The sequence below is a fragment of the Candidatus Tisiphia endosymbiont of Dascillus cervinus genome (assembly GCF_964026405.1).
Lineage (GTDB): Bacteria > Pseudomonadota > Alphaproteobacteria > Rickettsiales > Rickettsiaceae > Tisiphia.
Genome location: NZ_OZ032146.1, coordinates 912,645 through 927,688, shown reverse-complemented (window position 1 = coordinate 927,688; position 15,044 = coordinate 912,645). Strand labels below are relative to the sequence as shown.

Below are 15,044 nucleotides of genomic sequence, written 5' to 3'. Positions count from 1 at the left end.
CCAGTTAATAGGACAGATTACTGTCAATTTCTAATAGTGAGTCAAAAGAATTATAGTTTGACCTACTATGCTGAACATGCCAAAAAATGTAGCCATGATGTTATTAATAGATTTTTAAAAAATGAAAAATATACACCTTCTTTGTTATGGGAACATATTAAGGATGATGTTATTTTATCGCCTAACGGATATACAATATTTGATGATACGGTGTTAAATAAAAGAAATACCAAGAAAATAGAAATTGCTAGATCACAGTACAGTGGGGCTACAGGTGGTATTACTACTGGTATAGGAGTAGTAAGTTTGGTATATTATAATCCGGATATTAATAAGTTTTGGGTAATAGATTACCGAATTTTTTCGCCCGAACATGATGGAGCGACAAAAGTAGAACACCTATTAAATATGTTAAATAATGCTGTGTATAGCAAAAAGATTCCTTTTCAAACTGTGCTTTTTGACACATGGTATGCTACGCATAAAATTATGCAACATGTTGATTCCTTGGGTAAATATTATTATGCTCCTATTAAAGCAAATAGAAACGTTACTAAAACTTCCTCTTCTAAGCCTTATAAAGCTGTTAGCAAGTTAACGTTTTCAGATGAGGAAATTAAGAGCGGAGTGGAGATTCATATAAAGGGCTTTGCAAAAGATAAGCATGTTAATTTGTTTAAACTTACTGTTTCTACCAACAGAGTTGATTATATTGTTACCAATAACAAAACTCAAAAATCTTCTAAAGCCGTACAAGATGAGTGTGGCTTTCGTTGGGTAATTGAGAGCATGCATAGAGAAATCAAGCAACTTACCGGTATAGAACGATGCCAATGCAGAAAACAACGCATCCAGCGTAATCACATTAGTTGTGCATTTTTAGTGTGGACTTTTCTAAAAAGAACTGCACACAAAATAGGTAAGACGGTTTATCAAATAAAGTTAGGGCTTTTAGATCATTATATGCAACAGCAGTTACGTTCACCCTCTTTACGCTATTTAGAACCTTACATAGCGTAAGTTTTGCCTTATATTTAGATCATAATCCGTCGCTGTTGTTTGTAGAAAAAGATCAAGAAGTAAAAATTTGTAATAAATGACTATTGACAAAAATATACCAAATTATCTGACGATAGCTCGTATAGTGGTTATTCCAATTATTGTAATGACCTTTTATTTAGATGGTTCTAAACTCGCTCATAGAATTGCAGCGATATTATTTATTTTGGCTAGTATTACTGATTTTTTTGATGGTTATCTTGCTAGGAAGTTCGATTTAGTATCAGGGTTTGGTAAAATGTTTGATCCAATAGCTGATAAATTATTAGTAGGTTGTGTAATTATAATGTTGGTAAAAAAAGGAGCAGCTGGAGAGATACCGTGCTTATTAATTTTAGCTCGTGAATTTTTAGTGGCTGGACTACGTGAATTTCTAGCTTTAATTCAAGTAAGTATTCCTGTGTCTAGATTAGCTAAGATTAAAACATTTACCCAAATGTTTGCTTTGTCAGCGTTAATTCTTGGTTCTAAAGGTTCAGGTATAATTTATATGGATTTAATAGGTCAAATAGCTTTATGGATTGCTGCACTTTTAACTGTAGTAACCGGATATTCATATTTGAAGGCCTGTAGTAAATATTTTTGAGCAAATTAGTCCCTAAGCCAAAATATCACTATTGATTTAAATTTTACCATCTAAGAGCAATTATTTATTATAATAAAAAAATAAAATTATTGATATAATAGTAACTTAGTGTAGCATAAAAAGTATGATATATAATTAAATAATAGGTATTAATCCTAGATGTTTTAGATATACTCGATGAAAATCAAGAATTGCGTCGTCATTATCCAATATCTGCGGTACTCACGTACTATATGTACGCCTAGCACCTCGACTTGGTAATTCCTACTACTATCATGATTTTGATTCTATCGTCTATCAATTCTTCATTTACGAGCAGTATACATTACGCAACTATTATAAGCAGCCAACTTACGTTTCGAACAAAAGAATAGCTGTGTAATCTCTAACTATTAGTTTATTGGGTTATGAAGGAGCAAAATTCACCATATTTAGATAAATTAAAGCAAAATTTATTCCATATATTTATCTTAATTTTTATAGTTTATAGTACAATCATAGCTTCATTGTATAAATATTATAATGCTAAAGTTGAAATGGAAAAAACACAAATTCTACAAAACCAGTATAATAAAATACTAGCAGTAAGTATGAATAAAATCTCTTCTCTAGCGTATCATTTATCTAGCAATATTCAGGAAAAAAATGTTACAATCAATAGTAATGGTAGTGAACTTGAGATATGTAATGAGGCAGAAAAATGTATAAACTATAATCTTTTTAATTTGGGAGCATTATTGAATAAGCATATTCCGGAATTCATTTATTACAAGATAGAACTCAATAAAAAATTTCTTTATTCAAATATCAAAACTCAAAATTATCAAATAGATAAAATATATCCTATCAACGCTTCTAACCAACTTAATATTAGTTTGGCAATTAATAGTACATATTGGCATAAAGTAAAAGCAGATATTAAAAGACCATTTTGGATATTAACAGCATTTATTACTGCTAATCTTCTATTGTTATATTTTCTCTTTAAAAGCTTATTTAAGAGTTTCAATAAATCGTATGCTTTACATTATCAAGACAAACATGCTACAGAATTAGAACAGCTTAAGTTTAATTATCAGCAGGAATTAAAAAATTGCGAGACCTCTTTAATGAGAAAAATTTGGAATAATGATTTCAATAAACAAAAAGATTTAGAAATTAATTGTTTATTTGCTCAGGAAGCTAATCAAATATCCTTGCTTGATAAGAGTTCTAACAATCAAGAAGATATGATCAAGGATTATAGGTTAAAAAACTTTGGTGATAAAGTACCTTGCTCTATACTTCTGTATCAAGAAAATAAAATAGCAAAACTTACGCTATGTAAGGTTCTAAATAGCGTAAAGAGGGTGAACGTAACTGCTGTTGCATATAATGATCTAAAAGCCCTAACTTTATTTGATAAACCGTCTTACCTATTTTGTGTGCAGTTCTTTTTAGAAAAGCCCACACTAAAAATGCACAACTAATGTGATTACGCTGGATGCGTTGTTTTCTGCATTGGCATCGTTCTATACCGGTAAGTTGCTTGATTTCTCTATGCATGCTCTCAATTACCCAACGAAAGCCACACTCATCTTGTACGGCTTTAGAAGATTTTTGAGTTTTGTTATTGGTAACAATATAATCAACTCTGTTGGTAGAAACAGTAAGTTTAAACAAATTAACATGCTTATCTTTTGCAAAGCCCTTTATATGAATCTCCACTCCGCTCTTAATTTCCTCATCTGAAAACGTTAACTTGCTAACAGCTTTATAAGGCTTAGAAGAGGAAGTTTTAGTAACGTTTCTATTTGCTTTAATAGGAGCATAATAATATTTACCCAAGGAATCAACATGTTGCATAATTTTATGCGTAGCATACCATGTGTCAAAAAGCACAGTTTGAAAAGGAATCTTTTTGCTATACACAGCATTATTTAACATATTTAATAGGTGTTCTACTTTTGTCGCTCCATCATGTTCGGGCGAAAAAATTCGGTAATCTATTACCCAAAACTTATTAATATCCGGATTATAATATACCAAACTTACTACTCCTATACCAGTAGTAATACCACCTGTAGCCCCACTGTACTGTGATCTAGCAATTTCTATTTTCTTGGTATTTCTTTTATTTAACACCGTATCATCAAATATTGTATATCCGTTAGGCGATAAAATAACATCATCCTTAATATGTTCCCATAACAAAGAAGGTGTATATTTTTCATTTTTTAAAAATCTATTAATAACATCATGGCTACATTTTTTGGCATGTTCAGCATAGTAGGTCAAACTATAATTCTTTTGACTCACTATTAGAAATTGACAGTAATCTGTCCTATTAACTGGTATTGCTTGCAATTTTATCCTCTTGGCATTTGTAAATTATACTCAACATAATGTACCATTTTTTTTCTCATAGCGTAAGTTTTGATAGAAGAAATTAATGCCAGTAAATTAGTTGACTTATTTACTGATAGATTTAATCAGGAAGACGAAAATATATCGATTGAAATTTTAAGCAAAGCAAAAGTATTATATTTTGCTTCTAATGCAGTGTTGTACCAAATCATTTATAGTGTTATTAACTATCTATTTTTTTTGTTAAAAAAACAATCTGCTACTACCAAACACAATATTAGGTTAACTATCGATAATATAAAACAAAAAATAGAGCTACGTTTTGAATATGACGGTTATCCTATAATGACAGCAGAAGAACTGCTCAAAACATCAAATCATTTTTTCAAAACGCATGCTAACCCTTTTTTACTTAATTTAAGTCAAGTATTTAATATATTAAGAGCTGATGGATTCAACTATAAAATAAGTTATAACCAAAGCAATATTATAGAAATCTATCCAAATGATTCAAGCATAAGACAGGAAAATAAAAGTAACCAACAACCAATAAAAACAGAAAATAATGTGATTATACTAGCTTCTTTAACGAGGAAAAAAAATGAATAAATATTTATTACCACTTATGGTGTTATTTATAGTCAATAATTCATTTGCCCATACACAAATATCTAATTTGATCACTCCAGTTAGCTATTTTATTAATCATGAGCAACAAATTAAAATGCTTGAGAAACATTTAGGTAAATATAGACAAGCAAGTATAGTTGGTACTAGTGGTATAGGTAAAACTCAGTTAATTAGGATGTATAGTTATGAGAATAAAAATAATTATGATCTAATCTGGTTGTTTGATTGTAACCTAGACCTTAATGAACAATTTGTTAAATTAGCCCAACAACTCAATATGGTCAAACAAACTAATATATCTGAGGCAGTAACTCTAGCCAAAAAAGAAGTAATGTCATATTTAACTTCTACTAGTAAATGGTTATTGGTGTTTGATAATTTAAAAGTTAATGAAAATAAAAAAGTGCAAAACTTTATTGATTGGGAACATAATGGTCAGGTCGTGTTTTGTTCTCAAAATAACGAAAGATTACCTAATGTTATATTAATGACCTTATTTGATAAACCTACTATCGTAACTTTGGCTAATACTTTATTAGATAATAAAGATAAAAATAGTATCGAATTTTTAACGCAATCTTTTAGTGGTTATCCAATACTTATAGTTCAAGGAATCCAATTACTAAATAAAATTAAAGGTCTAGATAAAGAAGAATATAAAAAGAAAATTTATCAATCAACTGATAAAATAGCAACAAATATTAGTATGGCTATAAAGGAATTAAAGCCTAGTGCGGTAAAGTTACTTAATAAAATAGCTTTGATAAATAACCAAAGTTTCTCAAAACAATTACTTGCTATAATTACTGATAACAAGAATACTCTCGATGATGATATATACCAATTATCTAAGTTTATGTTGATTAGCAATATTGATTCTAATCAGGATAATCCTATTTTTGAAATGAATGATGTAGTTAGCAACAAAATAATGGAGATAAATGGGGATAAAAACAATAAAATATGTTTAGAGGATATTATTCTAAAATTACCTAAACTCAAAGGAGTGCATTCTGCCCATGTATGGAGAGCTACTAAGACTATATCCGAAAATTTAGAGATTATTTTTCAAAATGCTGAAAAATATAATATTAACATATATTTAATGCTTAACTTAAGATTGCAATTGTTTGCCTCATATATGAATGCCTGGAATCTATACAAATCAAAGCCAATGGTTAACTGGTTTGAGCAAAAAGAACAAGACGAACAGTTTAAATTTTGGCAAATGTCTACTTATCAAAAATTCTGTTACGCTAGATATTTAGTAGGAGTAGGACTTTACAATAGAATAACATCGATAAATTATCAAAAAACTATTTCTTATTTAACTAAAGCACTTAAAGTTTTAGATACCCTAGGTGATGATTATGATTATATTTATTCTAAATTTAACTGTAGCTTAAACATTGCTCTAACTCATGTATATTTAGGTAATATAAAAACTGCTGAAGAAATTATTAACGAAATGGAGAAGCTATTTAAACATAGGATAGAGGGAGGAGATATATTTATATTATATCATGTAAAAGCTAGAATATTTTTTATTCAAGGTAAATATAATGAAGCTTTAGAATACGTCAATAAAGGCATCGAGGTATGGAAGACGTTAGATCCTAATGATCTAGGTTTTACTAGAGATTATTTACTTAGGGCAGCAATATTAAGCTCTATTGGCAAATATCAAGAATCTTATGTTCAAACTCAACAAGTATATAATATGCATAAATCTGTAAACCAAGAGGCATTAGGTTATATTTATACACAAATGGCAAAAAGTGAATTAGGATTAAATAAAATAGATATTGCTTTAGATCATATTAATAAAGCTATAACAATATTTTTAGCAGATGAACGTAGAAATCCTAAGAATATAGATCATTTGGAAGATCCAGATTTAGCAGCAGGTTATGTAGTACAAGGTGATATTTTACTTGCTCAAGGTAACATTAAAGGAAGTATAGAATCTTATAAAAAAGCTTATGCTATATACCACTATTTCTATGGGGATAAAAGTAAAAATGTTGTTCAAGTAAGTGAGTTATATAACAAAGGAGCAAAAGCAGCTTGTAAAAACAAAGATTTATATAATTATAAATTCTTTGGTAAACCACAAATTAAGGAATTTGGAATAAATCACCCTAATACTATTGCCATGTTTGAATATTGTAAACAATATGACATGGATTTATGGGTAAAGCAAGATTAAGGTTTGTGATATTTATCAATCATCCAATCTATAAATGTATTATCAACAGACTGTTTTTTCAGTGCATATTCATATACTTCTTTTATTAGAACTGTAAGATTTGTAAATGAAAAATTTAAGTTTCTTTCAATTAACATATTAATTGTTGCACTAGTGGCTTTACTAAAAATTTTCATTTGATCAATAGTTAGCACTTCATGGCTTATTTCGTTATCAACAACAAGAGCTTCTAGGCTAATATCTAAGGCTTTTGCAATTAATTGTAAATTATTAGCACTAGGGTTTTTTGAACTACCATACAAAATGCTATAAACAGTATTTCTACTTAATCCAGTTTTTTTCTCTATCTCTACAGCATTTATATTTTTTTGCACCATTAATGAGCTAAGTTTGGTTTGTAAATTTGCCATAGATAAGATTCTATATATAAAATTAATATTTCTAGATAATAAGGTATAACCATCAAAAAGTAAATAACTAAACCCCAGTTGCCAATTAAATAGGAGAGATGAAAGGTAGATTTTAAAAGGGACATAGGTTATTTTATCTTTTTCAACCAATAACAAAATAACCTATGAAAAAAGATTTTACCGCAATTTACTGTTTTGTCGACGATTTTATAAAGAATTTGGAAAATAATTTGCCTACAATTAATAGTAGTAAATTTAAACCTGGTGTAAGTAATTATTTATCAATAAGCGAAGTATTAACCATATTAATTGGTTACTATGATTCATATTGTGATTGTTTTAAGCATTATTACAAACAAGTAATCTTACATAATTATACAGAAGATTTTAAACTTGTTAGTTATGAACATTTTACTAAATTGATAGGTAGAAGTATGCCTTATTTAGCAATATTACTGAATCATTTGCTTGCTGAATGCACAGGTCTGTCTTTTGTAGATGCTACAGGTATAGCCGTATGTAAGAATTATCGTATAAGTTCACATAAGGTTTTTAAAGGAATAGCGGCAAGAGGAAAAACCACTAAGGGGTGGTTTTATGGACTAAAGTTACATTTAATCATAGATTCCGAAGGTAATCTGATAAAGGTATCTTTCAGCAGTGGTAATAAGGATGATAGGAAAGGACTTAAAGGAATGATATTTGGTATATATGGCAAAGTTTTTGGCGATCGCGGTTATATATCTAAAGAATTATTTGATGATTTGTATGACAAAGGCATCCAACTTATTACTCGGGTTAAAAAGAATATGAAAAATATATTAATCCCTATTATAGATAAGGTTATGTTGCTCAAAAGAACTCTGATAGAAACCGTAATAGGCAAACTTAAATTTCTTGATAAGTTAGAGCATTCTAGACATAGATCAGTTACAAATGCATTTAGTCATATGCTATCCTGCCTAATCAATTATCAGTTGCTAGAAAACAAACCTTCTATCAAAACTTTGCTTCCTATAGAACTTTTTGATATACAAAATTAATTGGCAACTGGGGTTAACTAAAATAATTAATTATAATTAATTATTTTAGATCATGGGAGTTTGTAACACTAATTTTTAATGATCTACTAAAAAATTTACAAAACTTACGCTATGTAAGGTTCTAAATAGCGTAAAGAGGGTGAACGTAACTGCTGTTGCATATAATGATCTAAAAGCCCTAACTTTATTTGATAAACCGTCTTACCTATTTTGTGTGCAGTTCTTTTTAGAAAAGCCCACACTAAAAATGCACAACTAATGTGATTACGCTGGATGCGTTGTTTTCTGCATTGGCATCGTTCTATACCGGTAAGTTGCTTGATTTCTCTATGCATGCTCTCAATTACCCAACGAAAGCCACACTCATCTTGTACGGCTTTAGAAGATTTTTGAGTTTTGTTATTGGTAACAATATAATCAACTCTGTTGGTAGAAACAGTAAGTTTAAACAAATTAACATGCTTATCTTTTGCAAAGCCCTTTATATGAATCTCCACTCCGCTCTTAATTTCCTCATCTGAAAACGTTAACTTGCTAACAGCTTTATAAGGCTTAGAAGAGGAAGTTTTAGTAACGTTTCTATTTGCTTTAATAGGAGCATAATAATATTTACCCAAGGAATCAACATGTTGCATAATTTTATGCGTAGCATACCATGTGTCAAAAAGCACAGTTTGAAAAGGAATCTTTTTGCTATACACAGCATTATTTAACATATTTAATAGGTGTTCTACTTTTGTCGCTCCATCATGTTCGGGCGAAAAAATTCGGTAATCTATTACCCAAAACTTATTAATATCCGGATTATAATATACCAAACTTACTACTCCTATACCAGTAGTAATACCACCTGTAGCCCCACTGTACTGTGATCTAGCAATTTCTATTTTCTTGGTATTTCTTTTATTTAACACCGTATCATCAAATATTGTATATCCGTTAGGCGATAAAATAACATCATCCTTAATATGTTCCCATAACAAAGAAGGTGTATATTTTTCATTTTTTAAAAATCTATTAATAACATCATGGCTACATTTTTTGGCATGTTCAGTATAGTAGGTCAAACTATAATTCTTTTGACTCACTATTAGAAATTGACAGTAATCTGTCCTATTAACTGGTATTGCTTGCAATTTTATCCTCTTGGCATTTGTAAATTATACTCAACATAATGTACCATTTTTTTTCTCATAGCGTAAGTTTTGTTAGTATTAGCAAAGCTTTAGAAAATAATAAAACGCTAACCCACATAAATCTTCGTAATAGTAATATTGACGATGAGGGAGTCAAGATAGTTGCTAAGTTTTTGCAAAACAACAACACAGTAACTAGAGTAGATATAAGCAACAATAAAATTGGTGATATAGGTATAGCATAACCCACTATGACACACTGCAAATATGGGATGTTTTTCCTAAATTTGGGACAATAAAAAGTTTGTATAAAGATTTACAATATTGTAAACTGGGACGTTTAAATAAGTACATCACAAATAAGGTTTAGAGTAATGGATAGAGCAAAATCAGAAAAAAGTAGAGAAGGGTTTAAGCAACCAGCACAAGTGATAGAAAAGCAGCAAAGTATAAGTTCTGCTAAATCTTCAGATTCATCAACATCTTTAAGAACCATCAGTGACAGTAGTATAATACCGCATTCTACACCTATGGCTTCTTCACGTATTATAAAAAAATATAAACCGTATATTTATAATTTTTTAGAGAATTTATTTAAAATAAATATGAGTCAAGATGCGTTAGTAGATATTATCATCAACGATGATATAGACAATAATCAAATCATAATAGTTGGACGTCCAAAGATATTAGGAAGTTCTAAAAAACAAATGCGCCATGTAACTCCATATTCTTTTGTAGAAGCAGCTATTAAAGCAACAATTGTGGCAACTGAAAAGCCTAAAGGATATGAATCATATATAAATAGTGTAGTAAAAGCTATTAAGCCGCTAATAAAAAGCAAGGAAGGTATATGTTTAACAAATGAACAATATTCTAAACTAAGTTCTAGTATTACATTACAAGATGAGGAATCTAAAGTGTTCAAGTTGTCCACTATCGGTAAGAAACAAAAGAAAAATGAATATCATTTGATATATAATGAGATAGTGATTACAAAATTTATGGCTGAAGAATGTCAGATTTTCTCAAAAGAAGAAAAAGAGAAAGCTAGGAGTGATTTCAAAAATAAATTTGAAAAATACATCAATTATGGTATCAGATACCTTACTAAGGAAATAGTGAATCCAAAAGATCTTAATGCTATAACAATAACTTGTGAAGGAATTGCAAGAATAATATTAACTTTATTTAATCAAGAGAAATACGCTGCTTTTCCTGAAGAAGGTAATTCTTTGTTAGAGGAAATTCGTGTATACACCTGTGTGGAGGATGCAGAACAAGCAGCAACGTTAAAACTAGAAAAGCAAAATTATAGTGTAGTATCTCATGCTAAAATTACAAAGAATATATTTAAATATGATAAACTTATCAGAATTGTAGATAATGAAGGATCAATAGTAAAAAGAGCAGCGAAAGCATTAGATATTATAAATTCCTTAGTATCTAGTAAGATACATAATCGTCTCACAACAGAAGTTCAGGATTATCAGAATCAATATAACACTAAGCAATATAATTTTAATATTAAAATAAATGGTGTAGATCTTGCTAAATATAATCAACAAATTGATTTCGATAATAATTTACATAATATTTTCTCACATCATGTAGCAAAACATTTATATTCAGTATTTGATTTTAAACCATTGGAAACAATGGTATTAGCACCTATGCAGAAAAATGAGAAGCGTACTATAACAGTATATCCTTCTGCTGGTGGCAAAACAACAGCACAATATTCACTACAAGAAGGCAAGGAGTATAGAAAGTTACAATACAATTCTAGAAAAGGTTATAATGAGGATGCAATATTTCGTTCAGAAATGGATGGCAATGATACAAAAGATATATTACAGAAGAAAATTATTAATCATGTAATCATCTCACTAATACCTTTTGAAGAATTAAAAATAGGATGTACACAAAATGAAAATCAAGAAGGAATGAAAGAAATACTTAGTGCATTTGTGGAATTAGTACGAAATGACTATAAAAATTCTAAGGATTGTTATGGAAAAAATATTTCCCTTACTAAATCTTGGGAAAAACAGATTACTGACGAATATGTGAGATATAATGAATCTATTAATTTAACTGGTGTATCTGAACCTGCAATAGATAATTATGAAGTATAATATTAATATTTTATTAAGTGAAATATCTGAACCCATGGTAATTTGAACTTGAGGTTGCCAAGAATCAATAACTTTATCGTAGTAAGTTATTGAATGCTTAGTAATAGATGGTGGAAGACCCACCGGGATTGGCTAGCACGAGCAGATCCCAAACAACCGCACGGGTGCTGTTTCTTTCAAAGAGATGGTGTTGAGCGGATGGGGAAAAGGCGATGTAGATCGTCACGTAGGATTCAAGGAGACGAGCGAAAGCGAACCAATCGATGAGGTGTCGAAATAAATTTTAACAACTGTCAAAACTAGAGATTCTGACTTATCTTTAGGATGTAAACTAATCGGTAATGTGTGTTTTGGATTAGTGACAGTCGGCGTAGAGCTTACTATTACCCACAAAATAACAATGGAGAGAAAGAAGTAAAAAGAATATACTGATTTGCAATTAAAATATTGCATTGTAGAGGTATGGTATGAGTCAAGAAATAATAAATAATTATTTGACCGAGGAATTTAGTGGAGCTATTTTGGGTGATAAAAGGCTGACAAATAGGTTAATAAAGATAGCTGATAATTTTGCAAATATACCTGAAAGTTCAATTAATCAAGCATGTGGAAATTGGGCAGAAACAAAAGCAGCATATCGTTTTTTTAAAAACGATAATGTTAAGGAATCAAAAATATTAGAAGCCCATATTGCTAAAACAGTAGAAAGAATTAAAGAGCATGATAAAGTTCTTGTGGTGCAAGATACTAGTTATATCACATATACTAGTCATAAAAAACTACAGGATTGGGTGTGTTATCAAGAAAAGAGGGCAAGAATGTTAAAAATATCGAATGTAAAGGTCTGATAATGCATACTGGCTTTGCGGTTGCTACCAATGGATTAGCACTTGGGTTGTTGGATCAAAAGATTCACAATAGACCAGCAGTGTCTGAAGAAATACAACAGTTAAAAAAACTAGTCATGGTAATGCGGTACATATTAAAGATAAAGAAAGTATGAAGTGGCTTAATGCATTAAATAACACTGTTAATGCAACGGATAATAGTAATACCCAAATTATAACTGTTTGTGATAGAGAAGCTGATATATATGATTTTTTTGAATTGGCAGAAGCTCAAAAATCTAAAGTTTTATTTAGAGCTGCACAGGATAGAGAAATAAATAAAAAGTCAAAATATTCCAAAAAAGATAGACAATATTTGTGGAAAGTAGCATCAGGTTTCCAGTGTGCTGGAGAAATAGTAGTTAAAGATACTAATCAAGAAAATAAAGCTAATAGGCTTAGACATTTGGAAGTTAGATTTGGAAAATTTATAATGAATCCTCCTGAATGTAAGACATAAAACAGAAATATTACCAAATTTACCAGTATATGCCATCAATGTTATTGAGCGTTGTCCTCCTAGTGGAACAACTCCGTTAGAATGGATGTTACTAACTAATATAGTTATCAATAATTTTGAAGAAGCATAGAGAAAGTAAGATGGTATTGTTTAAGATGGAGAATTGAAATTTTTCATAAAATTTTAAAATCTGGATTTAGGGTTGAACAATGTAGACTTGCAACAGGAGAAAGATTAAAAAAATACTTGACAATCATGAGCATATTTTCTTCTTTCTATTCTCCCATGCTGTAAATCTATATTCTCCGTAAAACTCTTAATTTCTTAACCTTCTGCCTGTATTTTATCAAATATTTGTGTACTATGGTAATGTAAATTAACCCCAGTTGCCAATTAATTTTGTATATCAAAAAGTTCTATAGGAAGCAAAGTTTTGATAGAAGGTTTGTTTTCTAGCAACTGATAATTGATTAGGCAGGATAGCATATGACTAAATGCATTTGTAACTGATCTATGTCTAGAATGCTCTAACTTATCAAGAAATTTAAGTTTGCCTATTACGGTTTCTATCAGAGTTCTTTTGAGCAACATAACCTTATCTATAATAGGGATTAATATATTTTTCATATTCTTTTTAACCCGAGTAATAAGTTGGATGCCTTTGTCATACAAATCATCAAATAATTCTTTAGATATATAACCGCGATCGCCAAAAACTTTGCCATATATACCAAATATCATTCCTTTAAGTCCTTTCCTATCATCCTTATTACCACTGCTGAAAGATACCTTTATCAGATTACCTTCGGAATCTATGATTAAATGTAACTTTAGTCCATAAAACCACCCCTTAGTGGTTTTTCCTCTTGCCGCTATTCCTTTAAAAACCTTATGTGAACTTATACGATAATTCTTACATACGGCTATACCTGTAGCATCTACAAAAGACAGACCTGTGCATTCAGCAAGCAAATGATTCAGTAATATTGCTAAATAAGGCATACTTCTACCTATCAATTTAGTAAAATGTTCATAACTAACAAGTTTAAAATCTTCTGTATAATTATGTAAGATTACTTGTTTGTAATAATGCTTAAAACAATCACAATATGAATCATAGTAACCAATTAATATGGTTAATACTTCGCTTATTGATAAATAATTACTTACACCAGGTTTAAATTTACTACTATTAATTGTAGGCAAATTATTTTCCAAATTCTTTATAAAATCGTCGACAAAACAGTAAATTGCGGTAAAATCTTTTTTCATAGGTTATTTTGTTATTGGTTGAAAAAGATAAAATAACCTATGTCCCTTTTAAAATCTACCTTTCATCTCTCCTATTTAATTGGCAACTGGGGTTAAATTAGGTTCATTAGCTTTAAGAGTAAGCTCAAATTCTCCACCTTGTTCAACAATTTTTTCACATATAGCTTCATGAGTAAAGGATGCATCTGATGTTACAATTTTTCCTTGCATGTCATAGTTTGATAAAAATTCAAACATTGATTTATATTCATCTTTATTTTCTATTTCTCTAAAACCAGTAAGAGCCTTGAGATGACTACTAAACGATGTTAAAATTTGTACTTGTTCTCCAGTACCGTAAGTATTACTACCTCTTAACGTTTTTCCATCAATATGAATTAGATCATAATTTCCCTTACTTTGGCATATATACTTGATACATTCTGATATCACCTCTTTTATACTATCAGGACAAAATTTACGAATCATTAATGTTAAATTACTATAGCACGGCTCTTGTTGCCTATGAAAACCTAGCATTTTCAATTCTTCTTTGCTAAAACTTTTTGCAAACCTTGATATCGATTTTAAGTTATTCTTATTGCTTAACAACCCTGCTACTATTAGTTTAACTACACTTGCAATGTCGTACCTTCGTCCCCGCACTTTTCTAAAATCTTTGACTTTTTCTAAACATGTAATTATGCTCATAAATAGCTCCGTTATTTTAAGTTGTAAATCTATTAACGGAGCATTTTATACAAACTTTTACATTTTACAACTATTCATTACAACTCTTTCTTGCTATCTTTACCACTTTCTAGATACCTCATCTCCTAGCTTGCAGTATCTTTTATTTCTGTTCTAAACATTTGTAATCTCCTTCTAC

15 protein-coding genes and 1 pseudogene are annotated in these 15,044 nt (G+C 29.8%); 11 read left to right on the top strand and 5 right to left on the bottom strand.

Translation table 11 applies throughout. The annotated features are described in order from the left end of the window. The first annotated feature begins 36 nt into the window (after window positions 1–36). The 3 genes from AAGD19_RS04555 (at window position 37) to AAGD19_RS04545 (ending at window position 3,114) form a co-directional block, all read left to right on the top strand. Entirely contained in the window at window positions 37–1,020 is a 984-nt protein-coding gene (locus AAGD19_RS04555) for a transposase (protein ID WP_341747322.1), read from the top strand. A 76-nt stretch (window positions 1,021–1,096) separates the two neighbouring features. Then, window positions 1,097–1,645 carry a CDP-diacylglycerol--glycerol-3-phosphate 3-phosphatidyltransferase gene (gene pgsA, locus AAGD19_RS04550; RefSeq protein WP_341747321.1) on the top strand — a complete coding sequence of 183 codons (549 nt, stop codon included), beginning with the start codon at window positions 1,097–1,099 and terminating at the stop codon, window positions 1,643–1,645. 407 nt (window positions 1,646–2,052) lie between these two features. Continuing rightward, window positions 2,053–3,114 (top strand): hypothetical protein, encoded by a 1,062-nt coding sequence (locus tag AAGD19_RS04545; protein ID WP_341747320.1) that lies wholly within the window; start codon window positions 2,053–2,055, stop codon window positions 3,112–3,114. Window positions 3,115–3,151: 37 nt separating this feature from the next. Here the strand turns inward: AAGD19_RS04545 and AAGD19_RS04540 are convergent. Beyond that, window positions 3,152–3,991: pseudogene (locus AAGD19_RS04540) on the bottom strand (transposase); the annotation flags it as partial. Between the two features lie 69 nt (window positions 3,992–4,060). Here AAGD19_RS04540 and AAGD19_RS04535 point away from each other — a divergent pair. Continuing rightward, a complete protein-coding gene (locus AAGD19_RS04535; RefSeq protein ID WP_341747319.1) occupies window positions 4,061–4,600 on the top strand; it encodes a hypothetical protein in 540 nt (179 codons plus the stop codon). Beyond that, a complete protein-coding gene (locus tag AAGD19_RS04530; RefSeq protein ID WP_341747318.1) occupies window positions 4,593–6,830 on the top strand; it encodes a tetratricopeptide repeat protein in 2,238 nt (745 codons plus the stop codon). Before AAGD19_RS04535 ends, AAGD19_RS04530 begins: the two co-directional genes overlap by 8 nt. Here the strand turns inward: AAGD19_RS04530 and AAGD19_RS04525 are convergent. Next, window positions 6,827–7,396 (bottom strand): helix-turn-helix transcriptional regulator, encoded by a 570-nt coding sequence (locus AAGD19_RS04525; RefSeq protein WP_341747317.1) that lies wholly within the window; start codon window positions 7,394–7,396, stop codon window positions 6,827–6,829. The two genes, AAGD19_RS04530 and AAGD19_RS04525, sit on opposite strands and share 4 nt — an antisense overlap. An 8-nt stretch (window positions 7,397–7,404) precedes the next feature. On the opposite strand from AAGD19_RS04525, the gene AAGD19_RS04520 reads away from it, so the two are divergent. Continuing rightward, a complete protein-coding gene (locus AAGD19_RS04520) occupies window positions 7,405–8,283 on the top strand; it encodes an IS982 family transposase (RefSeq protein WP_341747213.1) in 879 nt (292 codons plus the stop codon). A gap of 104 nt (window positions 8,284–8,387) precedes the next feature. On the opposite strand, the gene AAGD19_RS04515 is transcribed toward AAGD19_RS04520, so the two are convergent. After that, complete coding sequence (locus AAGD19_RS04515; RefSeq protein WP_341747316.1) at window positions 8,388–9,371, bottom strand: transposase; 984 nt, start codon at window positions 9,369–9,371, stop codon at window positions 8,388–8,390. 86 nt (window positions 9,372–9,457) lie between these two features. Between AAGD19_RS04515 and AAGD19_RS04510 the strand changes: the two genes are divergently transcribed. From AAGD19_RS04510 to AAGD19_RS07505, 5 genes are all read left to right on the top strand, one after another. Further along, window positions 9,458–9,664 (top strand): hypothetical protein, encoded by a 207-nt coding sequence (locus AAGD19_RS04510; protein ID WP_341747315.1) that lies wholly within the window; start codon window positions 9,458–9,460, stop codon window positions 9,662–9,664. Window positions 9,665–9,793: 129 nt separating this feature from the next. Beyond that, entirely contained in the window at window positions 9,794–11,557 is a 1,764-nt protein-coding gene (locus AAGD19_RS04505) for a hypothetical protein (protein WP_341747314.1), read from the top strand. 467 nt (window positions 11,558–12,024) lie between these two features. Continuing rightward, window positions 12,025–12,405 carry a transposase DNA-binding-containing protein gene (locus AAGD19_RS07515; protein ID WP_410520800.1) on the top strand — a complete coding sequence of 127 codons (381 nt, stop codon included), beginning with the start codon at window positions 12,025–12,027 and terminating at the stop codon, window positions 12,403–12,405. A gap of 151 nt (window positions 12,406–12,556) precedes the next feature. Continuing rightward, a complete protein-coding gene (locus AAGD19_RS07510) occupies window positions 12,557–12,904 on the top strand; it encodes a hypothetical protein (protein ID WP_410520799.1) in 348 nt (115 codons plus the stop codon). 126 nt (window positions 12,905–13,030) lie between these two features. After that, window positions 13,031–13,198 (top strand): transposase, encoded by a 168-nt coding sequence (locus AAGD19_RS07505; protein ID WP_410520834.1) that lies wholly within the window; start codon window positions 13,031–13,033, stop codon window positions 13,196–13,198. 99 nt (window positions 13,199–13,297) lie between these two features. On the opposite strand, the gene AAGD19_RS04495 is transcribed toward AAGD19_RS07505, so the two are convergent. After that, window positions 13,298–14,176: an IS982 family transposase gene (locus tag AAGD19_RS04495; RefSeq protein WP_341747213.1), complete on the bottom strand. Its 879-nt coding sequence runs from the start codon at window positions 14,174–14,176 to the stop codon at window positions 13,298–13,300. Window positions 14,177–14,251: 75 nt separating this feature from the next. Continuing rightward, complete coding sequence (locus AAGD19_RS04490) at window positions 14,252–14,866, bottom strand: ISAs1 family transposase (protein ID WP_341747313.1); 615 nt, start codon at window positions 14,864–14,866, stop codon at window positions 14,252–14,254. Between the last annotated feature and the right edge of the window lie 178 nt (window positions 14,867–15,044).